The following is a 23,526-nucleotide window of genomic DNA, read 5'->3' as shown; positions in this document are numbered from 1 at the left end:
TGCGTTGCGGATCGGCCACACGCGCGGCTAGGCTCCGGGCATGACCACTCAAGACAGCCCAGATTTCGACGCCATCATCATCGGTGCCGGTATGTCCGGCCTCTTTCAACTGCACCGCCTGCGCGAACTCGGCCTGAAGGTCCGGGTTTTCGAAGCGGGCACTGGCGTCGGCGGTACCTGGTACTGGAACCGGTATCCGGGCGCGCGCTTCGATTCCGAGAGTTATTCCTATGGTTATTCGTTTTCGAAGGAACTCCTGGCCGAGTGGGACTGGACGGAGCATTTCTCGCCCCAACCCGAGACCTTGCGTTATCTCAACCACGTCGCCGACAGGTTCGACCTGCGCCGCGACATCCAGTTCCGCAGCAAGGTCACGGCGGCGCACTGGCAGGAGGAGACGCGAAGCTGGCGGGTGACGCTGGACGACGGCAGCCACCACACGGCGCGCTTCCTGATCACGGCCATCGGGCCACTCTCGGCCTTCACCATGCCGCGTATCGAGGGTGTCGACTCCTTCAAGGGACAAAGCTGCCACACGGCGCGCTGGCCGCACGAACCGGTAAGCTTCGAGGGCAAGAGGATCGCCGTGATCGGCACGGGCGCGACGGGCGTTCAGACGATCCAGGAAGTTGCGAAGACCGCAAAGCACCTGACCGTGTTCCAGCGTACGCCCAACTGGTGCGCGCCGCTGCACAACCGCAAGATCGACGCCGCCGAGATGGCACGCATCCGTGCCAACTATCCCGAGATCTTCAGACGCTGCCAGGAGACCTTCGCCTGCTTCCTGCACACCGCCGATCCGCGCGGTACCTTCGAGGTGACGCCGGAAGAGCGCGAGGCCTTCTTCGAGAAGCTCTATGGCGAGCCTGGGTTCGGAATCTGGGTCGGCAATTTCAACGATATCCTGACCAACAAGGAAGCCAACGCGCTGGTCTCCGATTTCGTCGCCCGCAAGATCCGAAGCCGGGTGAAGGATCCCAGGGTCGCCGAGAAGCTCATCCCGAAGAACCACGGATTCGGCACTCGCCGCGTGCCGCTCGAGACGCGCTACTACGAAGTCTACAACCAGCCCAACGTCGATCTCGTCGATCTCACCGAGACGCCGATCGAGCGGGTGACGCCGACCGGCATCAAGACCAGCGCGCGCGACTACGAATTCGACATGATCATCTACGCCACCGGCTTCGACGCGCTCACCGGCGCTTTCGACCGCATCGACATCCGGGGCGTGGGCGGCGGAAAGCTCAAGGAGAAGTGGGCCGAGGGGGCGGAGACCTTCGTCGGCATGTCGGTCGAAGGGTTCCCGAACATGCTGATGCTGCTCGGGCCGCACACGGCGCTGGGCAACATCCCGCGCAGCATCGAATACAATGTCGAATGGGTGACCGACCTGCTGCGATTCATGAATGACCGCGGCCTGACCCGCATCGACGCCCGGCCCGAGGGGGTGAAGGCGTGGATGAAGACGGTCCAGGAAGCGTCGGTTGGCCTGCTGTCCAACGACGTCAATTCGTGGTTCACCGGCGTCAACACCAATGTCGAGGGCAAGCAGACGCGGCGCATCGCACGCTACAGCGGCAGCGCCCCGGCCTATCGCGCCCGCTGCGACGAGGTCGCCGCGGGCGGCTACCGGGAGATGGACCTGGGGTAGCTAGCGGCGGAACCAGCCGGCAACGGTGGTCCCGACCCGCGGCGAAGTGAACGAGAGCGCCAGCCAGGCCGAGCAGCAGGAACTCCATGTGCGTGTCCGGGCACGGGAACGGGATCATGCTGAGTCCAATGAAGGCTGGCCTCCAGGGGACGAGCTCGATGGCGGGCACCGAGCGCGCTCGATGGCAAGGCTGCATCACGGTGCGCGACGTGCGCGCCGACATCACCGTTCGAAATCATACAGATTTAGTGTAATAAGAAGCGAAGGCGCCTGTACGGGCAACTGGCTTACGGAAGGATCTGGAACGTGAACGCTTTTCGTACGCTTGCATTGGCGTTGACGCTTGCCTTGGGGCTGTGCGTTTCGGCTCAGGCTCAGACTCAGACGCCGCCCGCGCCGCCCGCGGGCCTCTCCCAGGAGCAGTTCGACTCCCTGGTCGATTCGATCAGCAATTCCGTCTCCGAGAAGCTGAAGGCCGAAGGCGCGCATGCACCGGCCCCCGCTGCCGCGCCGGCCGCGGCACCCGCCGAATCAAAGTCGAAGTCCAAGGCGCCGCCGCCACCCAAGATCGTAAGGGTCGAGCCGAAGAAAGGACCCGATCCGTTCGCCGCCCTGATCGATGGCACGGTCAAGGTGGTCAATGCGCTGCCCACGCTCGGCACCGAACTCGGCCGCATTCCGGGCCTTCTCAACCAGCAAGCAGCCGGTGGGCGAGGGGCCTCGACCTTCCTGCTGCTCCTCTGCGCCGTCGGCGTGGTCGCTGTCGCCGCCGAGGCCATTCTACGACTCCTGCTTCACGGGTTCAGGGCACGGCTGGCGGCAAATGCCGGCCCCGAACACGGCGTGCGGTCGATCGCCCACCTCGTGGGGCTGGCCATCCTGGATGGGTTGGGCGTGCTGGCCGTCTGGCTGATCTGCAATGCAGCCACCGGGGCCTGGTTCACGGGAACGACGGGACAGGACAAGCTGGCTGCCGCCGTGCTGGCGGGCATCTTCTCCTGGCGGCTCTACGTGCTGCTGTTCCGTGTCATCCTGCAGCCCGAGCTGCCCGCGGCGCGCCTCTGTGCGGTCGATGATCGACAGGCGAAGTCCATGTACCTGCGCATCTCCGTGGTGATGCTGGTCATCGTGCTCATGCGTATCCTGGGCCAGGTGCTGGTGGCCATTCGCACGCCGGCAGACGCTCTGGCGGCCTTCCAGGTCGTTGGCGGCGGCCTCTATCTGGCCGTGTTCCTGTGGCTGGCTTACCGGTCGCGTGTCGCTGCGCAACAATGGTTCGGCGGGCTGCGAGAGCTTGCCCCCGTGATCGGTGCCCTCGGCCGCAGGTGGATCCCCATTGCTCCGCTGTTCTTCATCGCGCTGGGCGTGACGCTCATTTACGGGGCCGTGTCCGGTTCCGTGCATGTCGGCTCGGCGATGGTCCTGACGCTGAACCTGGTCGTCGGCGTCCTGGTCTTCGAGACGCTCATGCAGGCCTTCGTACGCCGTCTCGACTCCCAGCTCGCCGGGAAGACGCCCGCCGGCAACACGCCCAAGCTGCCTGACGTCGTGGCGCGATGCATCCGGGTTGCGGTTCTCATCGGTGTTGCGGTGATGATCGCCGAAAGCTGGGTGGTCAACGTGCTGGGTCTGGTGAATGTCAGCGAATGGGCACAGCTCACGAACTCCTCGCGCACGGCCGGTGTCACGCTGTTCGTGGCCTTCGTGGCGTGGGAGCTCTTCAAGTACATGACCGAGCCCTATATGGGCCCGAAGGCCAAGGATGCCGCCCAGGCAATCGCCGACGGGGATGCGGCCGCGGGCCCGGCCTCGCGGCTCAGCACCATGATGCCGTTGATGCGGCGCACTGCGGCCGTGCTGATCATCCTCATCGCGGTGATGATCGCGCTGCAGGATTTCGGCATCAACATCACGCCTCTGATCGCCGGAGCCTCGGTGTTCGGCATTGCCATCTCGTTCGGCAGCCAGACGCTGGTGAAGGACATCGTCTCAGGCCTCTTCTACCTGTCCGACGATGCCTTCCGGGTGGGCGAGTACATCGACTGCGGCAAGGCGAAGGGCACGGTCGAGGGCTTCACCCTGCGCTCGATCAAGCTGCGCCATCAGAACGGCCAGGTGCACACGATCCCCTTCGGCCAGCTCGGCCAGATCACGAACTTCAGCCGTGACTGGATCACCACGAAGTTCAACCTGCGCTTTGCCCGCGACACGGACATCGAGAAGTTGCGCAAGGCGTCGAAGAAGATCGGCGCCGACATGATGGAAATGCCGGCTCTCGCCGACCAGATCCTGGCGCCCTTCAAGATGCAGGGTGTCGCGGACATCACCGGCAATGCCATTGTCGTGCGGTTCAAGTTCACGGCCCGGCCGGGCAATCCGGCGGCGATCCAGCGCGAGGCCATGAAGCGGATGTTCAGCACCTTCCCCGCGCTCGGCTTCGAGTTCGCGAAGGACGGCGCCAACGTCGTCGTTCACACTGGGCCGGCCTCGAGCGATGCGTCGGAGGGAATGCCGACGCCGCCCCCGCCTGCACCGGCGCCCGCAAACGTTCCGGTGGCTGCGAGCTGACGCCTTAATTACGTCATTGCATACGGGTTGCGACGTGCAGCCCGATTGGTGCAAAAGCGCCTCCCGACCCTTGCGAGGAGCCGCCTTATGACGACCGAAGCGCATTCCCAGACCATCCGCGATCCGCGCAGCCTGCGGCCGATCCCGCGCTTCATCTTCGCTTCACGTTGGCTCCAGCTTCCCCTCTATGTCGGGCTGATCGTGGCGCAGGTCGTCTACGTCTTCCTGTTCCTGAAGGAACTGCTGCACCTCGTGGTCGAGAGTCCCAGCGTCACCGAGCAACAGGCCATGTTGATCGTGCTGGGTCTGATCGACGTGGTGATGATCTCCAACCTGCTGATCATGGTGATCGTGGGCGGTTACGAAACCTTCGTGTCGCGCATGGAACTGAACCGCCATCCCGACCAGCCGGAATGGCTCAGTCACGTCAATGCCAGCGTTCTCAAGATCAAGCTGGCCATGGCGATCATCGGCATTTCATCGATCCATCTGCTCCGGACCTTCATTGAGGCGGGCACGCTCGGCAGGCCGGGCTCGACCTATACCGAAGCCGCGATCATGTGGCAGGCGATCATCCATGCCCTTTTCATCCTGTCTGCCATCGGCATTGCCGTCGTCGACCGTCTTTCGCAGCCGCCGGGACAGCATCACTGAGTAGTCGGTGACGAGCCTGTCATCGAATTGGGGCGGTCGAGTCCCGCACTCGCCGCTGACAGTTTATGGATTGCCGGCTAGATTTCACAGATGCTACCATAACGGGTGTATCGCAAACGAATAACTACTGTCACTGCGCGGGCGGCAAGCCTCATGGCCGAAAGACGTCCGGAAACCGCGCGCCTGAGCGCCGTTCGTTGAGATGCGCGATCTTGTTACCGGGTTGGCCGCTGTCGCCGTCGTGATCGTCGGCATTTTCTTCCTGGCGGCAGTCATGCAGCGCAGCCAATACCAGCCGCCTTCGATTGGCCCGTATCTGCCTGACTGCGCGTTGGGAAAATCCTCGGCCGATCCCCGCGCCTGCGATCCGCAAAGATAGCCGCTCGACGCCGTTGTCTTTGGAGCCTTTCTGTCCGGCAGCAAATGGAGCTGCCGGACGCGAGGGGCGCGCTGGAGCGGGGCCGGACTACTGCGCGGCGCCGCCTGCCCATGGCGACATGATCTCGTTCATGCCGGTGAGTTCGCCCGTCTTGAGATCGCGCACGATGCAGGACGGATTGGCGAAGCCCAGCGGCGAGACCGGATTGTCGACCTCGACCATCGGCAGCTTGGCCGCAATCGCCTTCTTCACCTCGTCGGGCAGGTCACGGTTCACCCGGATCGGGCCGACGCCGGAAATGTCGACGCGAGGCTGGTGGAAGGCCGCTTCCACGTCCATGCCGCGGTCGATCATCATCAGCGAGAGCTGGGAGACGGCTGGCACGATTCGCCGTCCGCCCGAGGCACCGATGCAGAACCAGGGCTGGCCGTCCTTGACGACGACGACCGGGCAGATGTTGCAAAGCGGCTTCTTGCCCGGGGCGATCGAGTTGGGCCGGTTGGGCTCGGGATCGAACCACAGCATGCCGTTGTTCATGGTGATGCCGGTTTTGGGCAGCATCACGCAGGAGCCGAACAGGCTCATCAGGGTCTGGGTCAGCGCGACCATGTTGCCTTCGGAGTCGGCGGCACAGAAATGCGTGGTGCAGGTGTCGGTCGGCTTGTCGCCCAGCGTCTTCAGCCGCTCGTCGTAGGCCTTGTGCATGCCCTCGGCGATGGCGGCGAAGAACTCGGCGCCGGGAGCCCCCTGGCCCCTGGTCGCGGCGCCCGCGAGCTCGATGGCGCGGCGCAGGGTCGGGCCGGCGGTGAGGCCGCCCGCGACGTTGATGGTCACTCCGTTATGCTCGAAGGCGAGGGGATCGACGATCCTGGCTTCGTAGCCCGCGAGATCCTCGTAGGAGATCTTCGAACCGCCGGCCTGCAGGTCGGCGACGATGTCGCGAGCGAGGCTACCCTCGTAGTATTCGCGCGGGCCGCCTTCGGCGAGCCGGCGCATGGTCTCGCCGAGGTTGCCGAGCTTGATGTAACGGCGGGTGCCGGCCCAGTCGCTGGCCGGTACGCGGCCATCGTCGCACAGATAATTGGCCTTGGAGGCCGGGAACTTCTCGAGATGCTTCGCGCCGTTGGCGATCATCACCTGCATGTACCAGTCGAGTTCCATGCCGCGCTGGGCGATCTCGACGCCGGGCTGGAGCACGTCCTTCCAGGCGACCGTGCCGAAGCGCTCCAGCGCCTTGGCGAGGCCTGCGACCATGCCGGGCACGGCGATCGAGTGGTAGCCGACCTCGTTCCGCTGCTCCTTGATGTCGGGCCAGGCGAAGGGATTGGCGGGGCCGGGGCCGACGATCTCGTAGACCGACGGATCGAGCTTCTTGGCGGAGACGGGACCGTAGTCGACCGTCCAGGCGCGGCGTTCCTTGGCGCTCCAGATGGTCATGAACCCGACGCCGCCGATGCCGCTCATCCAGGGCTCGAGGGCGCCGATCGCCATGCCCGTGGCGACGGCCGCGTCGATGGCGTTGCCGCCGTTGCGCAGGATCGACGCGCCGACTTCGGCCGCCTTCACGTTCTGGGCGACGACCACACCTTTGCCGCGAACCGCATGCTTGGTGAATTTCAGTTGCCGTGTCAGCGACTCGCTCATCGATGCTCCTCAAATGCTGGGAAGACTTTAGCGGGGCCTCATTTGGCCACAAAGCCTGTTAAACTGCAGGGCGGACCGGCAGAAAGATCGTGGCGTGGCTGAACTGAACCAGATCGATCTGCGGGCGCTCACCAGAGGCCACAAACGCACGTGGGATGCGTTCGTCGTTGCTGCTGCGCCGTTGATCAATGCCGTCGTGCGCCGGACCCTCGCTCCCTACCGGCTGAGCGAGGACGACGTCCTGGATGCCGCCCAGGACGTTTTCGTCCGGCTGTGCGCCCAGGATTTCAGGCTGTTGAAAACCTACGATCCCGCCCGCGCCGGCCTGCCGACCTGGCTGTCCGTCGTCTCTCGATCCTGCGCCATCGACCATCTGCGGCGCCGGCGCCAGTCCACCGAGCCGATCGATGACGTGCCGGAGGCCTTTCTGGGTGTCGAGGATCGCCATGTGGAGAAGCTCAGGATCCCCGACGGCCTCCTGACGGCCCGGCAGGTCCTGATCCTGAAGTATCTTTACGATGAGGAGCGTGACGTCCTTGAAGTTGCACGGCTGCTGTCCGTCGATGCGCAAACCATCCGAAGCACCCACCACAAGGCCCTGCAGAGGCTGCGTGCGCATTTCCGGGAAGAAGAAACCGGCGGTGGGGGATGAACCGCGATGTTTTGGCGTAGTGTGAGCAGGAGCGACCCATGAACACCCAGCGGATCCCGAGGAGCGACAAGGAGCTGTGGCGGAGCCTCGCCATCCAGCTCCCCGTCGCGCGTGTCTCCGCCCCTGCCGCGGTGAGCGAAATGGACCTTGCCGCCTGGCTCGAAGGCCGCCTCTCGGAGGAGGCGGCCGCCCCGATCGAAGCAGCTTTGGCGGCGGACCCGACGCTGCGTCGGGCGGCGCTCGACCTTGCCGATATTCTGGGCAAGACCCTGCCGGCCGCGCCGCAGCGGATGGTCGTTCGGGCTCGCGCCCTGGTGGGATTTGAGACCGAGCGCGTGGGGGGCGGCGGCCTGTTCGGAAGATGGTTCTCGGGGCGGGCCCCCTTCGCCGGTCCGCGCCATGCGCTTCAGCAGGGGGTGATGGCGGTGGCGGTCCTGGTGATCGCGACCGGCGGATTCATGGTCGGCGGCGGGTTGGGCGAATCGCTTGCCCAGCAACGCGAGGGCTATCCGGCCACAGGGACCGCCAGCACGACGACAACGACCTCCAATGAGGTCAGCGAGTTCTTCGCGGGCGACGGCATCTGACATGACCTCGCGCCTGATCCAGGCCCTGCTCGGCCTCTCGCTGCTGTTGAACACGTTCGTCCTGGCGGGATTCGTCTACCGCAGCTGGATCGCCCCGCCGTTCGACATGCACCGGATGCCGCCCCCGCCGCACGGTTCGCCCGGTCTGCCGGGGCAACCGGGCGGCCCGCGCCTCAATCCCGTGGAGATGGTGGCGCGCGATCTCGATCTCGATGCCGAGCAACGCAAGGTCATGCAGGACCTGTTCGATCAATATGCGAAAGAGCGACGCGAGCGCCTGCAGGCGATTGCACGTCTGCGCGAGCAAACAGGCGTGGAAATTTCCCGCGCGCCCCTCGACATGGCGAAAATAGACGCACTCGTCGATCAGGTGAGCCAGTTACGCGCCGAGCAGCAGAAGGAGACGCTGCACACGTTGATCCAGCTCGAGCCAAGTTTGCGGCCCGGCCAGCGCGAACGTCTGCAGAAGCTGCTCGTCGACCGCGTCGCGCCGCCACCGCCACCTCGTCCGCCGGCTGGAGGTCCGCCGCGCCCACCGCAATAGGAGGCCTGTCATGAGCACACGCCTTGGTCGTCGCCGTTTCGTGGGAGGCGCCGCGGTGCTGTCCGCTGGCCTGTCCAGCGGTCTTTGGTCAGTCGTGCCGGCGCAGGCGGCATCAGCGATGGGCTTCGACGATGCGCGGCATCTCCTGTCGCGCACGTCGTTTGGTGCGACGCCCGCCGAGATCCGCAACCTCGAAGCGGTCGACTATACCGTTGCCGTCGACCGCCTGCTGGCCGCTCCCCGGCGGGAAGCGATGACGCCTGCACCCGACTGGATCGGCATGGGACCGGCCGAACTGCAACGGCTTCAGAAGGCCGCCGATGCCCAGCGCAAGGCGGGCGTCGACGGCAAGAAGCTGGAAGTCAGGCTGCCGGTCCGGGATCAGGGCCGGGAGCTGAAGAACTGGTGGATCGAGGAGATGATCGCGACCGACCAGCCGCTGGTCGAGCGCATGACCCTGTTCTGGCACGGCCACTTCACCTCCTCGCTGATGAAGGTGCGTTATCCGTCGGCCCTGTTTCGCCAGAACGCCCTGTTCAGGCGCGAGGCGCTGGGCAACTACGCGAGCCTGCTGCGGGCCGTCGCGCGCGATCCGGCAATGCTGATCTATCTCGACGGCAGCGGATCGGTCGCAAGCCAGCCGAATGAGAATTTCGCCCGCGAGCTGCTCGAGCTCTTCGCCCTGGGCGAGGGGCAGTATGGCGAAGCGGACATCAAGGCGGCGGCCCGTGCCTTCACCGGCTGGAGCGTCGACCGCGAGTCCGGACAGTTCGTCGAGCATCCCGGCCGGCACGACGATGGCCAGAAGACCTTCCTCGGCAAGTCCGGCCGCTTCGGAGGCGACGAGATTCTGACGATCCTGCTCGCCCATCCGCGTACGGCCGAGATGATCGTGGAGAAACTGTGGCGTGAATTCGTATCGCTGAAGCCCGATCCCGCTGAGGTGACGCGCCTGGCGGCCGGGTTCCGCCAGGGCGGCTACGAGATCAAGCCGCTGATGCGGGCACTCTTCCTGTCCGCAGCCTTCCGCGATCCCGCGAATCGCGGCGCCCTGATCAAGTCGCCGGTCGACCTGATTGTCGGGACCGTCCATGTGCTCGGCCTGCCGGTGCCGGAGAAGACGGGCCTGGTCCGCATGCTGCAGGGGCTGGGGCAGGTGCCGTTCGATCCGCCGAACGTGAAGGGCTGGGCCGGCGGCGAAAGCTGGATCTCGACCTACACGCTGCTGCTGCGCCAGCAGTTCCTGCGGCGCATGATCGAAGCGACCACGGTGGCGCCGATGGACGGCGGCATGCGGATGGCCGACCGACCCAACCGCAGGGCCGACCGCCGCGAGCAACTTCCTGCCGCCGAGGCCCTGCAGATGATGGACCCGCCGCGTCCTGTCGAAGGCCGCAGCCTGCGCAATGCCGGCGCCGAGGTACGGCTGGGTTCGACCCTGGCCGGTGTCGACAGTGCCATGCTGGTGCGCACGCTGCTGCCGCTCCAACCGATCGACGGGGCGGATGCCAATGGGACGGCGGGAGCCGTGGTGGCATCGGCGCTGCTCGATACGACCTACCAGTTGAAGTGAGGAGGGGGCGATGGGCCGTATTCTCCTGCTGGTCGAACTGAAGGGCGGCAATGACGGGCTGAATACGGTCGTGCCCTATGCCGATCCGGAATATCGGGAACTGCGTGCCGGCATCGGCGTGCCCCGCGAAAGGGTCGTGCAGCTCGACGAGAAGGTTGGCCTGCATGAGAAGCTCGCTCCCCTGATGGACGCGTGGAAGGCAGGCGACCTCGCGATCGTGCAGGGTGTCGGCTATCCCTATCCCAACCGTTCGCATTTCCGATCGATCGAGATCTGGGACACTGCGTCGGCCTCGTCTCAGACGCTGAGCGAAGGCTGGGTCGCCCAGGCCTTCAAGGGCACGAAGCTCGCCGGGGGTGTTGGCGTCGACTGCATCGTGGCCGACACCAACGCGCTGCCATCGACCGGCCCGTCGCTGCGCACCATCGTGATGCAGGATGCCGAGAACTTCCTGCGCCAGGCCAATGCCATCGGTAGGGCATCGGCGATGGCCGATGTCGGCAATCCGGCGCTGGGTCACCTGCTGGCTGTGCGGCAGGAGATCAACGCCGCGGCGGCCGGCCTGCGCGACCGGCTGCGGGATGCCCCGCCGCCGACCGAGGCCTATCCGCAGGAATTGCTGCTCGGCCGGCAGCTCGACCTTGCGACACGGGTTCTCTCCGCCAGGGTGCCGGTCGTGGCCATCAAGGTGGCGCTGGGCGGTTTCGACACGCATGCGAACCAGATGCCCGCGCATGAGCGCCTGCTGGCATCGCTGGCGTCCAACCTCGCGATCCTGCGTCGGAATCTGATCGCCGCGAACCTCTGGAAGGACGTGGTGGTGGTGACCTATTCGGAGTTCGGCCGGCGCGCGAAGCAGAACGCCAGCGGCGGCACCGACCACGGCACGTCAGCCCCCCAATTCGTCATGGGCGGCGAGGTGAAGGGAGGTCTCTACGGCGCCTATCCGTCGCTGTCGGATCTCCCGGACGGCGACCTCAGGCACACGGTCGACTTCCGCAACGTCTTCGCCACACTGGCCCGGGGCTGCTGGGGCCAGTCCTGCGATTTCGGCCTTCGCCAGCCGCAAAGGCTGGGCTTCCTGACCTAACCCAGGGGCGCGCGACGGCGTCCCAGGATCTCGTCACGCACCGAGCCGCGGTCGGCCTCGATGCGGATGTACCAGATGAGCACCGCGGCGATGATCTTGATGACCACCGGGATGGCGATATAGACGAAGACCAGCGCCGTCCCGCTGTAGAGGCCCATCGAGGGGTTGAAGCCCAGCAGGGCCGCCACCGGCAGCGAACCCGCCGCACCGATCGCCGTCGCAAGCTTGGTCGAGAGCGCCCACAGGCCGAAATAGGCGCCGGTGTCACCCTTCGTGTCCTTGCCTTCGTCGGAGTTGATGATGTCGGCGAGGACCGATGGCGGCAGGCCGTAGTCGGCGCCGATGCCGAGGCCGGTGACAATGGCGATGGGCATGAACCAGATGAAGTCGCCGGCGCCGAGGAACACGGCGAGCGACATGGCTGCGGCCGTCAACACCATGGCGACGAACCAGGCGGCGGTCTTGCTGAGGCGCCGCGACAGCATCAGCCAGAGGGGGACGCTGGCGGCGGCGGCGCCGAAATAGACCAGCAGGATGATGCCGGCCTGCAGCTTGCTGCCCTTCAGCACATGCTCGACGTAGAAGAGCATCACCGACACCGCGACGCCCAGCGCCGCGCCGTTGACGATGAACACCAGCAGCAGGCGGCGGAACAGCCGATTCTTCAGCGGAGCGAAGAACGGGATCAGGGTCCTGATCGTAAAGCTTCGTTCCATGTTCCGTGTCGGCCGGGCGAGCCACGGCATCATGCTGGTCAGCCAGTCGCGGAAATAGCGGACATGGATCTCGGGATTCTCGCGCACGACAGGCGGATGCACGGAGGGGGGCGACCAGAGCAGCGTCGGCATTGCAAACACCAAGGCGATGGGGATGAAGAACAACCCCATGTAGACATAGCCGGTATGCTCGCCGAACTGCGCCGTCAGGTATGTCGGCAGCACGACCGCCAGGGTCATTCCGAGCAGGCCGAAGACTTCCCGGCCGACCGTGACCCTCGTTCGTTCGTTGTAGTCGTCGGTCAGTTCCGCGCCATGGGCATGATAGCTGATCGAGACGCCGGCGTAGCCGAGATGGACCACGAACAGGGCGACGAACAGCCAGGTGGCCAGCAGCGCCGGCTGGACGAAAAGCGACGCCGGCGGGTGGAACAGCATGTAGAAACCGCCGATCAGTAGCGGCAGCATCAGGGCCACGAAGGTGAGGCGCCCGCGCGGGCCGCGATGGGTGAACCTGTCGCTGATCAGGCCGATAACCGGATCCTGCACCGCGTCGATCACGCGGGTGGTGATGAAGATCAGCCCCATGATGCCGAGCGGCACCTTCAGAATTTCACCATAGAAATGGCTGACGTTCAGCACCACCGGCAGGGCCGCCATGTTGAGCGGCAGCTGATTGGTGGAGTAGGCGACGAGACGGTCGAAACGCAGCCTTATGGACGTCGTCGAGCCGAGGCCGGACTTGGGCGCATGCACGCGTGTTTTGCCTTCCTGTTCGGCTCACCTTTGACTGGCGGCCTCTTGATTGCCGAAAGTTATATATGCCTGAAGTGTGCCTGCAAAACGTCCGTGCGGCGCGTCGAGAAGCCTGCGGCACAATAGGCTAGGTAATAGCGCCACATGCGGCGGAAACGCTCGTCGAAGCCCAGACGCCCGACCTGGTCGGCCACCCGGTCGAAACGGCCGAGCCACGTTTCCAGGGTCCGCGCATAATCCAGTCCGAAACTGTAGAGCTCGGCCACCTTGAGGCCTGCCTGCCTGCACTGCTCGCGCAGGGTGGCGGGAGACAGGAGCATGCCGCCGGGGAACACGTAGGTCTGGATGAAGTCCGGGTGTTTGCGGTAGCGCTCGAAGAAATCGTCGGCGATCACAATGGCCTGCACAATGGCCGATCCGCCGGGTACCACATGGCGCTTCAGTGTCGCGAAATAGTCGGGCCAATAGCGTTCGCCGACGGCCTCGATCATCTCGATCGAAACGATATGGTCGAAGCGGCCCTCGATGTCGCGATAATCTCGGAACTGCAGGTCGACGCTGTCGGCCAGCCCCGCCCGTTGCAGCCGGGCGCGCGCATAATCGAGCTGCTCCCGGGAGATGGTGACGCCGGTGACCCGCATGCCGCGGCGGGCGGCGACTTCGGCGAAACCACCCCAGCCGCAGCCGATCTCGAGGATGGTGTCGCCCTGGCGGGCGCCAAGCTGCGACAGGATGCGCTCGTACTTAGCGGTCTGGGCCGCCTCGAGGGGGGTGCTCTCCTGACCTGCGTACAGGGCCGCGGAGTAGGTCATCGAGGGATCGAGCCACAGGCCGTAGAATTCGTTGCCCAGGTCGTAGTGGGCATGGATGTTCTTCCTGGATCCCTCGCGGGTGTTCTCATGGCGCCGATGCAGGAACTTCAGCAGCAGCCCGTGAAAGAAATTCGTCCGGGTGATCTTGCCCAGCGCCTTTTCGTTGGCCAGCAGGAGGCCGATCAAGCGGGGCAGGTCGGGCGAATCGCAGAAGCCCTCCATGTAGGCTTCCGCGAATCCCATGTCGCCATCGAGAAGGACCTTCCGGAAGAAACGCCAGTTCCGGACATCGATCTCGGCGTGCGGGGTACCGCCGGCCATGCCGAAGACACGCACGTTACCGTCGGGCAGTCGCACGGTTAGGCAACCGACGGACAGACGTTCCAGGGATTTCAGGACAAACCGGGCGGCGAGGGGCATGCGGTCCGAAGTGAAGTCAGCGGGTCACGAGCTCCGACGGCGGTGCTGGCTTAGTGTAAAATCTCGCCCGCTTCCGCCACAGATGCAAGGCCTGCCAGTGGATCCGGATCACGACGGCCAGCGTCATGGTCGGGTTCGCGAGGAAGCGCCGCAATATGCCGCGGTCTTCCAGCGGTTCGCGACGGCCGCCCACCGAGGTGGCGAGCATCAGTCCCCGGGCGTCATGGAAATTCACGTCGACATGCGCGCGCTCGTCGTCGAGGCGAAAGCGGAAGCGATAGCCGCCCTCGATCGGCAGGAACGGGGAGACGTGGAAGACCTTGCGGCCTTCCAGCCACTGGTCGGGCTCGATCGGCGTGCGGTCGTCGTGGTGGACCAGATAGCAATGGCTCTCGCCGAACGTGTTGTTGACCTCGCAGAGGACGGCCCGGAGGGTTCCGCTGCGGTCGCGGCAGAACCAGAAGCTCACAGGATTGAACACGTAGCCCAGCATGCGCGGCATGGTCATCAGCACGACCTCGCCGTCGCAGACATCGGCAACTCCCTGCTGCCGCAGGATGTCCTTCAGCCAGACCTTCAGATCGGAGCCGTCGCGCGGGCCATGGTCGGCACGCCGGAAGCAAACGGCGCCGCGGCGGTCGACCTTCAGCCAGCGGCCGGCGGCGCCTTCCAGCGAATCGAGGTCGAGGCAGAGATAACCGACCTTGTACCGAAACGCGTTCTCGCGCGGCCTGAGCCGCCGGTGGACGACGGAGGCGTTGACGATCGAATGAGGGGAGGCGCTGCTCACGTCGTTTCCGTGGCGACCCGCGCCGCGACGGGAATCGGCAGCGGCGGTATGGCCGGGCGGTCGGCCACCACGCGCGGCGGATCGCCGATCCGGCGGTGCTCGTCCGGCCGCGCCCAGGGGCGGTGGACGCCGAGCTGCTCCGCAACGTCGAGGCCGGCCGAGAGCGCATCCTCGTGGAAACCGTAGCCGCAGTAGCTGCCGCAGAAATAGGTGCCTCGGACGCCCTGGATGCGATGCAGTTCGCGCTGGGCGCGGATGGCTGCTGCGTCGTACATCGGATGCTCGAAGGAGAAGCGTGAGTAGGCCGCTGTGGGCGCGCGGCCGGGATTCACCGACACGAAGAGTGGCGTGCCATCGGGGAGGTTCTGCAGGCGGTTCATCCAGTAAGTGACGCTGACATGGCTGTCGCGGCTGCCTGTGTCGGCCACATAGTTCCAGCTTGCCCACACGTTGCGGCGCCTCGGCATCAGGCTCTCGTCGCCGTGCAGCCAGACTTCGTTGGAGGAGTAGGCGAAGCGGCCGAGCAGGCTGCGCTCCTGGTCGTCTGCATCGGTCAGCAGGCGAAGCGCCTCGTCGGCATGGCAAGCCATCACGATCCGGTCGAAGCGATCCCAGTGTCCGCCGGCGTCGCGCACTTCCACGCTTTCGCCGGCACGCCGGACCGCGGTGGCGGGCGTCGCCAGCCGTGCACGGGCGCGCAGCGGTGCCACGATCCGCTCGACATAGGAGCGGCTTCCGCCGCTCACCGTACGCCACTGCAGTTGCGGACCGATCGTCAGGAGTCCGTGATTGTTGAAGAAGCGCGCGAAGGTCTGCGCCGGATAGTCGAGCATGCGTCCGGGCGGGGTCGACCAGATGCAGGCCGCCATCGGCACGAGATAGCGGTCGCGGAAGGCGGCGCCGAAGCCGCTTTGGTCGATGAAGTCCCCGATCGTGAAGTCGAGATCCTCGGCCTTTTCGAGAAGCTGGGGCGCAAGACGATTGAAGCGCAGGATGTCGTGGGTCATGCGCAGGAAGGAGGGGCGGGCGAGGTTGCTGCGCTGGGCGAAGTAGCCGGCGAAGGAGCTGGCATACTCGAACCCGCCCTTGTCGAGGCTTACGGCGAATGACATGTCCGACGGCTCGGTCGGCACACCGAGGTGATCGAAGAGCGCGACGAGATTGGGATAGTTGCGCTCGTTGAACACGATGAAGCCGACGTCGACCGGCCGGCGGCCCTGCTTCGTTGGCGCTTCGACGGTGCAGGAGTGTCCGCCGAAACGGTTCTCGCGCTCGTACACGACCACGTCGTGGCTGCGGCTGAGAAGCCAGGCGGCTCCGAGACCGGACACACCGGCGCCGATGACGGCGATTTTCATTTTCGAAGGCTCCCCTGGATGCTTCTACGCTGATTTCTTGATGGTTTGGAAGGCGGCCAGCGCCCGGTCCCGGGCGGCGCCGTGCTCGACGATCCGCGCCGGATAGACATCGGCCGGCACGCTGGCCGTCCATGGACGGTGGAGCGAATCGTTGGGCAGATGGGCGAGTTCGGGCACCCAACGTCGCACATAGTCGCCTTCGGGATCGAACTTCTCGCCCTGCAGCACGGGGTTGAACACCCGGAAGTAGGGGGCGGCATCGGCGCCGCAGCCGGCGACCCATTGCCAGCCGGTCGCGTTGTTCGCGAGGTCGGCGTCGACGAGCGTGTCCCAGAACCAACGTTCGCCCCGGCGCCAGTCGATCAGCAGATCCTTGGTCAGGAAGGATGCCGTGATCATGCGCACGCGATTGTGCATCCAGCCGGTCGCCCAGAGCTCGCGCATCCCCGCATCGACGATGGGATAGCCCGTCCGGCCGCGTTGCCAGACGCCGAGGGCTGTTCCCGGATCGGCCCAGGGGAACGCATCGAACTCGCGCCGGAAGTTTCGCTCCGCCAGATCGCCGTTGTGGAAGATCAGATGGTAGGCGAACTCACGCCAGCCGACTTCCGAGAGAAACTTCTCGGTTGCTGCCGAGGCGCCTCGGGTCATTGCGGCCTGCCAGATCTGACGAGGGGACACCTCGCCGAAGGCGAGATGGGGAGACAGGCGGGACGTGCCCTCCACCGCCGGACGGTCGCGCGCCTCGCGATAGTCCTCGAGAGCCTCGTCGAGGAAATTCGCGAGACGCTGCCTGGCGCCGTCCTCGCCCGGCGTCCAGGCGGCGCGAATTCCGCCAGCCCAATCGGGCGTGGTGGGCAGCAGCCGCCATGAGGCGAGCGGTTCGCCAACCGGCCACGACTTTGGAGCGCTCAGGCTCTTCGGCGAAGGCAGCTGGGCTGCAAGTGCCGGCAGCGCGCGGCAGGCACGCCAGAAAGGCGTGAACACCTTGAAGGCGTCGCCGCTCTGCGTCGTCACCTCCCAGGGCTCGAAGAGCAGGTTGGCCTTGAAGCTTTCGGCCGCCATGCCCCGGCCGGAAAGCGACTTCTTCAGGCGCCCGTCGCGGTCGCGCGACGCTTGGTCGTAAGTCCGGTTCCAGAAGACTGCCTCGGCGCCGCATTCGGCCGCGAGCTCGGTGAGGACCTTCTCGGCCGGCCCGCGGCGCAGGACCAAGCGGGATCCGAGCCGGCGCAGCGATGCGTCGAGTGCGGACAGGCTATGGTGCAGCCACCAGCGCGCAGCGCCGCCGAGCCGTCGCAGGCCCTGGGTTTCTTCGTCCAGCACGAACACCGGCACGACGGCTCTGCCGGCCTCCAGCGCCCTGGTGAGCGCGGGATTGTCCGAGAGGCGAAGGTCATTGCGGAACCAGACGATCGAAACCGACATGTGCGACATACGCACATGACGAACGAATGGATGATCGCCGCGAGCTAGGTCAGGAGCGGGGGCAGTTGGGCGCCGGCCGCATCTCCAGGCTCTGGAGATCCGCGGTGACGGTGAGCAGCCCGGTATCGACGGTCAGCCGGTCGAGGACGCCATTCTCGAAGACCTGCGCCGTCACCGAGAAGAGGGGGCGCTGAGCCTGGTCGCGACCGCGGGTGAAGCTCATGGATACCGGCCAGGACTTCCCCTTGGGCGTGGCGACAGGCTTGTCCGTCGGACGGGACGCCCGCAGGCGGCCATCCTCCAGCTGCGTCACATCGATCAGGAAACCGTCCCCCATGACCTCGGGGTCGAACATCAGGGCGGGAAACGAGACGGCATTGGCGCGGAGCCGTTCGGTGAGATGGTCGATCGCCGCTACCGGCATCAGTGTGGCGAAGGGCAGGAAGAACTGCGAGGGCTGCGCTCCTGCCGTCGCGATCTCGGCGCGCAACTCGCCCTTGGCGCGCTGGACGCGGCCCGTGGTCTCGCGCTTGTTGCCGTTCTGAACCTGCGTGGTCTGGTAGCGCAGGCTGTTGCCGCTGCGCGGCTCCTGGGCGTCGAGCTTGGAGGACAGGCTCATCTTCCAGGAGGCGGTCAGCGCGATCTCGGACGTGATGTCGCGCTTGAGGTGCCAGCCGGCGCAATCCTGGGAGAGATCGTGGATCGCCGTGCCGATCCGAGGCGCATTGGCGGCGGCGCCCAGTCGCAGCACGTACTCTGCGCGATGTGGCTGCATCTGCGCGAACGCAAGCTGCGGTCCGCCGAGGAACGCCATGAGGACGAAACACACAAGACGCTGCATCACGCCACCTTGCGCACAGGCCGGTATCGGGTCAATCGTGCTTCGTATGGAATGGCGAGGGATCGTGGCAGGATTCCGGCGGGGCTTCGACCGCAAGAGGACATGAACCGGCTCGAGTTCATCTGTGCGGGAGAGCCGCTCGAAGCGCTGCCGATGGGCGCATTGCACTGGCCGGCGGAGCGGCTGCTGGCAGTGGCCGATCTTCATCTGGAGAAGGGCTCGTCCTATGCGGTCGGCGCTCGCAAACTGCTGCCGCGCTACGACACGCGCCAAACCGTGGGCATGCTGGCGGCGCTGATCGAAGCCGTGCAACCGCGCACGGTCGTTTGCCTGGGCGACTCCTTTCACGATCGTGCGGCCATCGAGCGCATGCCGGACGAGGAGCGGCGGGAGATCGAACGGCTGACGTCCCGGACGCGCTTCGTGTGGATCGCCGGCAATCACGACCCCACACCGCCGCCGTCCGGCTGGGGAGAGGTCGCGGAAGAGATCAAGGCGGGGCCATTGGTGTTCCGGCACGAGGCGCTGTTCGGACCGGCCGACGGCGAGGTCTCGGGCCACTATCATCCGGTGGCGGCCCTCACGGTGCGAGGGCGCGGCTTGCGGCGGCGTTGCTTCCTCACCGACGGGAGGCGTCTCATCCTCCCGGCGTTCGGTGCCTATGCCGGTGGCCTCAACGCGCTCGACCCTGCGATCGCACAGCTCTTTCCCGACGACTACGACGCGCTCGTCGTCGGGAAGGAAACGGTGCGCCGCCTGTCGTGGCGGCAGCTCCGGCCTGACGCGACCTTCAGATAGCCGGCTCTACTTCGGCAGCTCGTACTTCAGCGTCACTTCGCCCAGGCCCTCGATCCTGCCGGTTGCGGTGCTGCCCGGCGGCACGAACTGGCAGGCCACCATGCTGCCCGACGAGACGATCATGCCCTTCTTCAGGCGCTTGCCATGGTCGCCGAGCTTGTTCGCAAGCCACGCCAGCGCATTGTAGCAGTGACCCAGCACATCTCCCGAGTGGCCCTCGCGCACGACCTTGCCGTCGAAGGAAACCGAGCCGTGCAGATTGCCGAGATCGAGTTTCGCCCAGTTCTTGTTGGGTTTCGCCAGCAGCGAGCCACCGTTCCAGCCGGCATCCATGATCAGCGGATTGACCGCAAGTCGGCTGTAGTCGGCGCCGCGGTCCTCGATCAGCTCGAAACCGGCGCGCGCCTCGCCGACATATTGCGCGATCGAGTCGCGGTCGTAGGGCTTGCCCTTGGGCGCCGGGACGTCGGCATTCACGATCAGGATGATCTCGAGTTCGGCGCCCAGTCGTGTCCAGCGATCGGCGCGGACCGTCGCCTTGTGCTCGAATACGCGTTTCTTGCGGATCGGCCCGTAGGCGGGCCCCTTCAGGCCGGTCTGCGCCAGGATCTGCGGCGAGGTCAGCGCGATCTTGTAGCCGACCAGCGGGCCCTGCTTGACGACCTGCTTCTTGAGGAAGGCGTCCTGGACCTTGTAGGCGAGGCGTTCGTCGTCCGTTGCGAACCGTTCCGGCCACCATCCGACCACGGCACGGGCCTTGTCGACCTGATGCAGCCATGTGGCCGCCTTGGCGATGCTGAACGTCATTGGAGCCTCCCCCTTGCTTGATTTCATCGTCGTCGCATAGTGCCACCATGACGGCGAAAGCGTTGCAAAATTTCGGACCCGTTCGCAGCGGGGCTGTGGTCGGCGTTGTGTTGGCGGGCGGCGAGGGGCGACGCATGGGACCGGGCGCGCTGAAACCGCTGCGCCTGCTCGCAGGTCGGCCCATGGTGGCGCATGTCGTGGACAGGCTGCGGCCGCAGGTCATGGACCTCGTGATCGTCGCCAATGATCCGGCGCCGGAATTTCGCGCACTCGGCGTGCCGGTGATCGCCGATCCGCCGGATATCCAGGAGATGGCCCGGCGCGAGGGACGGCGACTCGGGCCTCTGGCCGGCATCCTGGCCGGGATGGAATGGGCGCTGGCGCATCATCCCCATAGCGGCTGGATCCTGACGGCGCCGGCCGACGTGCCGTTCCTGCCGCTCGATCTCACCGTCCGGCTGTGTGGACTGATGCATGTTCCCGAGCCCGACGTCCTGATGGTTCGTCACGGCAAGCGGCGTGAGCATACGCTCGCCATCTGGTCGGTGAAGCTTGCCGCCGATCTCCGCCGCGCCATCCTCGAGGAAGGGATGCGCCGGGTCGAGACCTTCGCCCAGCGCTATGCCTTCGAGGAACTCGTGTGGCCGGGCAACGCCGCGCCGTTTCTGAACGTCAATACGCCGGCCGAGCTCAGCGAGGCGATGCGTCGCCTGGAGCGAGTTCGATGACGTTGCCGTCGATGACGACCTTGCCGGCATTCTCGAAATTGACGGTGATGCGATGGTCGATCATCGACTGGATCTGACCCAGGCCCCAGTCCGGGCGGCCGGGATGACGCACGAAGTCGCCGGGGCTAAGCAGTCCGTTGCCGGGCTTGTCGAACAAGTTTCCGTTACTCCGCCGATGTGGGTACGTTATCGGGCGCCTGACGCCCTGCTGCCTCAATCTGCAGTATAGACTGGGTTTCATCATGTCATGGAGGACACAATGAACAGCACCCGCGTCGCCATCGCCTCAGCTCTCGCCGCCGCGCTCGTGCTGCCGGCGGCCACCAGCCAGGCGCAGGGTAACATGGAAAAATGCTACGGCATCGCGAAGGCCGGCAAGAACGACTGCCAGACGGCGAAGTCGTCGTGTGCCGGTACATCGAAGAAGGATGCGCAGGCCGACGCTTGGGTGTCGGTGCCCAAGGGCGCCTGCGAGAAGATCGTCGGCGGCAAGCTCACGCCCGGCTGAGCATGGATCCGGTTGCCGGCATCGGCCTGCGCTCGCCGCATCTCGCGGAAATCGCGCGCGACCGTCCGGCGACCGGCTTTCTCGAGATTCACGCCGAGAACTATCTGGCGCACTCTCCGGCACTGGGAACCGTCGAGCTCCTGCGCCGGGACTACGAGTTCTCCGTTCACGCGGTCGGCCTGTCGCTCGGGTCCGTCGACGGCCTCGACGACGCGCATCTGGATCGTGTGGCGGCACTGGTCGATCGTCTCCAGCCGACGCTCGTCTCCGAGCATCTTTCCTGGAGCGTGGCCGGTGGCCGCTACTTCAACGACCTGCTGCCACTGCCCTATACGGAAGAGGCACTGCAAGTGGTCGCGCGCAATGTCGACCGGCTGCAGGACCGTCTGGGCCGGCAGGTGCTTGTCGAAAATCCGTCCTGCTACCTGGCGTTCGCCTATTCGACACTTTGCGAACCCGAGTTCCTGGCCGAACTCGCCCGCCGGACCGGCTGCGGCCTGCTGCTCGACGCCAACAATATCGTCGTCACGGCGCACAATCTGCGGCTGGATCCCGGAGCGTGGCTCCGGGACCTGCCGGCGTCGGCGATCGGCGAATACCATCTTGCTGGCCACGCGGTGAACGACGCCGATGGCGAGCCGATCCTGATCGACGATCACGGGAGCCGGGTCGGGGAGGGTGTGTGGACCCTGTTCGAGCGGATCGTGCGGCGGTATGGGCCACGCCCGACCCTGGTCGAATGGGACACGGACCTGCCGCCGCTCGACGTCCTGCTCGACGAGTCGAGCAGGGCGGCGCGGTCGCTCCGAAGCGAGACGAAGGCGGATGCTCGCGCTGCGTGATCTGCAGGCGGCTTTTGCCGCCCAGCTGGGGGGCGAGGACCGGCCTGACCTGGCAGAGGCCGTCGTTGGCGATTCGATCACCGCCGCAGCGCGTCTACGGGTCCATCGCCATCACGTGGCGGAGAGTCTCGCGACGGCCCTTGCCGCCACCTACTCGACGGTCCAGGCGATCGTCGGGGAAGACTTTTTCCGGATCATGGCCAGGGAGCTCGCGGCGGCGGACCTGCCGCGGCAACCGGTGCTGGCCGAATATGGCGAGGCCTTCCCGGCCTTCGTTGCCGGGTACGGGCCGGCCGCTTCGCTGCCCTACCTGGCCGATATGGCACGGCTCGATTGGGCTCTGAATCTGGCGTTTCATGCGCCCTGGCACTCCCGGCTGTCTGTGTCCGACCTCGCCGACCTGCCACCCGAAGGCCTGCTGGCTTCGAGGGTCTCCCTCGCCGCCGGCTCGACTCTTGTCCGGTCGGCCTATCCGATCGACAGGATCTGGCATGCGTCCCGGCCCGGGACGGCGACAGGACGGGTGTCGCTGGATGAAGGCGGCGTTGCGGTGATCGTGCTGCGCCGTGCCGACGATGCGGCCTTCGCTACCCTGTCCCCGGCCGAGGCGGCCTTCGTGGAGGCGCTCGACGACGGCAAGACGCTGGAGGAGGGCGCCCAGGCCGCGTTTGCGACCGAACCGGCTTTCGACCTCTCGACAAGCGTGGCGCGGCTGCTCGCTTTGCAGGCATTTGCTGCGTTGCAACAAGATTGCTGAGCCCAGGGCAAAAAGCCCGCATTTTTGAGGATTTATGACAGTCTCTGTCATTGTTGCGGTGCACGGCTGAATCAGCGGCCGGTGCTGAAACCTTCTTGCTCCGCTGGGGCTCGTCCCTATACTCCGCGCGCTTCGAAAAGGGTCCGCCTTCCCCGCGCGGACCATCGACGCTGCGAGTGGAGTTGCCGACGATGTCGATTACGTTGCCGCAGAATTATCGGCCGTCAGAACGTGAAGCTTTCATGAACCCGATGCAGCAGGAGTACTTCCGGCAGAAGCTGCTGAAGTGGAAGGACGAGCTGATCGAAGAGTCCAATCAGACGCTCCAGAACATGCAGGAAGAGAGCCTGGCGCAGCCCGATCTCGCTGATCGCGCAACCGCCGAGACCGACCGCTCGCTGGAGTTGCGGACGAGGGATCGTTTCCGCAAGCTGATCTCCAAGATCGACCAGGCGATCAAGTCGATCGAGGAAGGCACCTACGGCTATTGCGAGGAGACCGGCGAGCCGATCTCGCTGAAGCGTCTCGAGGCCCGGCCGATCGCGACCCTGTCGGTCGAGGCGCAGGAGCGCCACGAGCGAATGGAGCGCACCCGCCGCGACGAAGGCAACGACTGACCAGCAAAA

General features: G+C 65.8%; 24 protein-coding genes. 15 read left to right on the top strand and 9 right to left on the bottom strand.

Going from position 1 to position 23,526, the window contains the following annotated elements; all coding sequences use genetic code 11:
* The first annotated feature begins 40 nt into the window (after positions 1–40).
* From Q0Q48_RS12555 to Q0Q48_RS12540, 4 genes are all read left to right on the top strand, one after another.
* Positions 41–1,651: an NAD(P)/FAD-dependent oxidoreductase gene (locus Q0Q48_RS12555; protein WP_295138016.1), complete on the top strand. Its 1,611-nt coding sequence runs from the start codon at positions 41–43 to the stop codon at positions 1,649–1,651.
* Positions 1,652–1,957: 306 nt separating this feature from the next.
* Positions 1,958–4,219, top strand: a complete 2,262-nt coding sequence (locus Q0Q48_RS12550) for a mechanosensitive ion channel family protein (RefSeq protein ID WP_295138014.1) — start codon at positions 1,958–1,960, stop codon at positions 4,217–4,219.
* A gap of 87 nt (positions 4,220–4,306) precedes the next feature.
* A complete protein-coding gene (locus tag Q0Q48_RS12545; RefSeq protein WP_295138012.1) occupies positions 4,307–4,873 on the top strand; it encodes a TIGR00645 family protein in 567 nt (188 codons plus the stop codon).
* Between the two features lie 202 nt (positions 4,874–5,075).
* Complete coding sequence (locus Q0Q48_RS12540; protein WP_295138010.1) at positions 5,076–5,252, top strand: hypothetical protein; 177 nt, start codon at positions 5,076–5,078, stop codon at positions 5,250–5,252.
* Positions 5,253–5,339: 87 nt separating this feature from the next.
* On the opposite strand, the gene Q0Q48_RS12535 is transcribed toward Q0Q48_RS12540, so the two are convergent.
* Positions 5,340–6,896, bottom strand: coding sequence for a gamma-glutamyltransferase (locus Q0Q48_RS12535; protein ID WP_295138008.1), 1,557 nt, complete (start codon positions 6,894–6,896; stop codon positions 5,340–5,342).
* A gap of 94 nt (positions 6,897–6,990) precedes the next feature.
* Here Q0Q48_RS12535 and Q0Q48_RS12530 point away from each other — a divergent pair, with 94 nt between their 5' ends.
* From Q0Q48_RS12530 to Q0Q48_RS12510, 5 genes are read left to right on the top strand one after another with little or no spacing between them, the layout of a single operon-like run.
* On the top strand, positions 6,991–7,548 hold the full coding sequence (locus tag Q0Q48_RS12530) for a sigma-70 family RNA polymerase sigma factor (protein ID WP_295138006.1): 558 nt from the start codon (positions 6,991–6,993) through the stop codon (positions 7,546–7,548).
* A gap of 38 nt (positions 7,549–7,586) precedes the next feature.
* A complete protein-coding gene (locus Q0Q48_RS12525) occupies positions 7,587–8,135 on the top strand; it encodes a hypothetical protein (protein ID WP_295138005.1) in 549 nt (182 codons plus the stop codon).
* Position 8,136: 1 nt separating this feature from the next.
* The gene (locus Q0Q48_RS12520; RefSeq protein ID WP_295138003.1) at positions 8,137–8,679 is read left to right on the top strand and encodes a Spy/CpxP family protein refolding chaperone; all 543 of its coding nucleotides are present in this window, start codon (positions 8,137–8,139) and stop codon (positions 8,677–8,679) included.
* Positions 8,680–8,689: 10 nt separating this feature from the next.
* The gene (locus Q0Q48_RS12515) at positions 8,690–10,252 is read left to right on the top strand and encodes a DUF1800 domain-containing protein (protein WP_295138001.1); all 1,563 of its coding nucleotides are present in this window, start codon (positions 8,690–8,692) and stop codon (positions 10,250–10,252) included.
* A gap of 10 nt (positions 10,253–10,262) precedes the next feature.
* Positions 10,263–11,342, top strand: a complete 1,080-nt coding sequence (locus tag Q0Q48_RS12510; protein ID WP_295137999.1) for a DUF1501 domain-containing protein — start codon at positions 10,263–10,265, stop codon at positions 11,340–11,342.
* Here the strand turns inward: Q0Q48_RS12510 and Q0Q48_RS12505 are convergent.
* The 6 genes from Q0Q48_RS12505 to Q0Q48_RS12480 form a co-directional block, all read right to left on the bottom strand.
* Positions 11,339–12,814, bottom strand: coding sequence for an MFS transporter (locus Q0Q48_RS12505; protein ID WP_295137997.1), 1,476 nt, complete (start codon positions 12,812–12,814; stop codon positions 11,339–11,341). The genes Q0Q48_RS12510 and Q0Q48_RS12505 overlap by 4 nt on opposite strands.
* Before the next feature lie 59 nt (positions 12,815–12,873).
* Positions 12,874–13,983 carry a cyclopropane-fatty-acyl-phospholipid synthase family protein gene (locus Q0Q48_RS12500; protein WP_295137995.1) on the bottom strand — a complete coding sequence of 370 codons (1,110 nt, stop codon included), beginning with the start codon at positions 13,981–13,983 and terminating at the stop codon, positions 12,874–12,876.
* Positions 13,984–14,062: 79 nt separating this feature from the next.
* Positions 14,063–14,836: a DUF1365 domain-containing protein gene (locus Q0Q48_RS12495; protein WP_295137993.1), complete on the bottom strand. Its 774-nt coding sequence runs from the start codon at positions 14,834–14,836 to the stop codon at positions 14,063–14,065.
* Positions 14,833–16,194 (bottom strand): FAD-dependent oxidoreductase, encoded by a 1,362-nt coding sequence (locus tag Q0Q48_RS12490; protein ID WP_295137991.1) that lies wholly within the window; start codon positions 16,192–16,194, stop codon positions 14,833–14,835. The genes Q0Q48_RS12495 and Q0Q48_RS12490 overlap by 4 nt, the downstream gene beginning before the upstream one ends.
* Positions 16,195–16,218: 24 nt before the next feature.
* Positions 16,219–17,628, bottom strand: coding sequence for a deoxyribodipyrimidine photo-lyase (locus Q0Q48_RS12485; protein ID WP_295137989.1), 1,410 nt, complete (start codon positions 17,626–17,628; stop codon positions 16,219–16,221).
* Positions 17,629–17,668: 40 nt separating this feature from the next.
* Positions 17,669–18,460 carry a DUF1849 family protein gene (locus tag Q0Q48_RS12480; RefSeq protein ID WP_295137987.1) on the bottom strand — a complete coding sequence of 264 codons (792 nt, stop codon included), beginning with the start codon at positions 18,458–18,460 and terminating at the stop codon, positions 17,669–17,671.
* Positions 18,461–18,562: 102 nt separating this feature from the next.
* On the opposite strand from Q0Q48_RS12480, the gene pdeM reads away from it, so the two are divergent.
* Positions 18,563–19,258: a ligase-associated DNA damage response endonuclease PdeM gene (gene pdeM / locus Q0Q48_RS12475; protein ID WP_295137985.1), complete on the top strand. Its 696-nt coding sequence runs from the start codon at positions 18,563–18,565 to the stop codon at positions 19,256–19,258.
* 6 nt (positions 19,259–19,264) lie between these two features.
* Here the strand turns inward: pdeM and Q0Q48_RS12470 are convergent, their stop codons facing one another.
* Positions 19,265–20,065 (bottom strand): hypothetical protein, encoded by an 801-nt coding sequence (locus tag Q0Q48_RS12470; protein WP_295137983.1) that lies wholly within the window; start codon positions 20,063–20,065, stop codon positions 19,265–19,267.
* Positions 20,066–20,112: 47 nt separating this feature from the next.
* Here Q0Q48_RS12470 and mobA point away from each other — a divergent pair, with 47 nt between their 5' ends.
* Positions 20,113–20,793, top strand: a complete 681-nt coding sequence (gene mobA, locus Q0Q48_RS12465) for a molybdenum cofactor guanylyltransferase MobA (protein ID WP_295137980.1) — start codon at positions 20,113–20,115, stop codon at positions 20,791–20,793.
* Here mobA and Q0Q48_RS12460 read toward each other — a convergent pair.
* Positions 20,756–20,950: a DUF3553 domain-containing protein gene (locus Q0Q48_RS12460; protein ID WP_295137978.1), complete on the bottom strand. Its 195-nt coding sequence runs from the start codon at positions 20,948–20,950 to the stop codon at positions 20,756–20,758. The two genes, mobA and Q0Q48_RS12460, sit on opposite strands and share 38 nt — an antisense overlap.
* A 102-nt stretch (positions 20,951–21,052) precedes the next feature.
* Between Q0Q48_RS12460 and Q0Q48_RS12455 the strand changes: the two genes are divergently transcribed.
* The 4 genes from Q0Q48_RS12455 (at position 21,053) to dksA (ending at position 23,517) form a co-directional block, all read left to right on the top strand.
* Positions 21,053–21,301, top strand: a complete 249-nt coding sequence (locus Q0Q48_RS12455) for a DUF2282 domain-containing protein (protein WP_295137976.1) — start codon at positions 21,053–21,055, stop codon at positions 21,299–21,301.
* A 2-nt stretch (positions 21,302–21,303) separates the two neighbouring features.
* The gene (locus tag Q0Q48_RS12450) at positions 21,304–22,143 is read left to right on the top strand and encodes a DUF692 domain-containing protein (protein ID WP_295137974.1); all 840 of its coding nucleotides are present in this window, start codon (positions 21,304–21,306) and stop codon (positions 22,141–22,143) included.
* Positions 22,127–22,900 carry a DNA-binding domain-containing protein gene (locus Q0Q48_RS12445; RefSeq protein WP_295137972.1) on the top strand — a complete coding sequence of 258 codons (774 nt, stop codon included), beginning with the start codon at positions 22,127–22,129 and terminating at the stop codon, positions 22,898–22,900. Before Q0Q48_RS12450 ends, Q0Q48_RS12445 begins: the two co-directional genes overlap by 17 nt.
* A 191-nt stretch (positions 22,901–23,091) precedes the next feature.
* A complete protein-coding gene (gene dksA, locus Q0Q48_RS12440; RefSeq protein WP_295137970.1) occupies positions 23,092–23,517 on the top strand; it encodes an RNA polymerase-binding protein DksA in 426 nt (141 codons plus the stop codon).
* Positions 23,518–23,526: the final 9 nt, after the last annotated feature.

Origin of the sequence: uncultured Reyranella sp. (assembly GCF_945957355.1) — a bacterium.
Classification (GTDB): Bacteria; Pseudomonadota; Alphaproteobacteria; order Reyranellales; family Reyranellaceae; genus Reyranella.
This window is presented reverse-complemented; position numbering and strand designations above follow the sequence as displayed.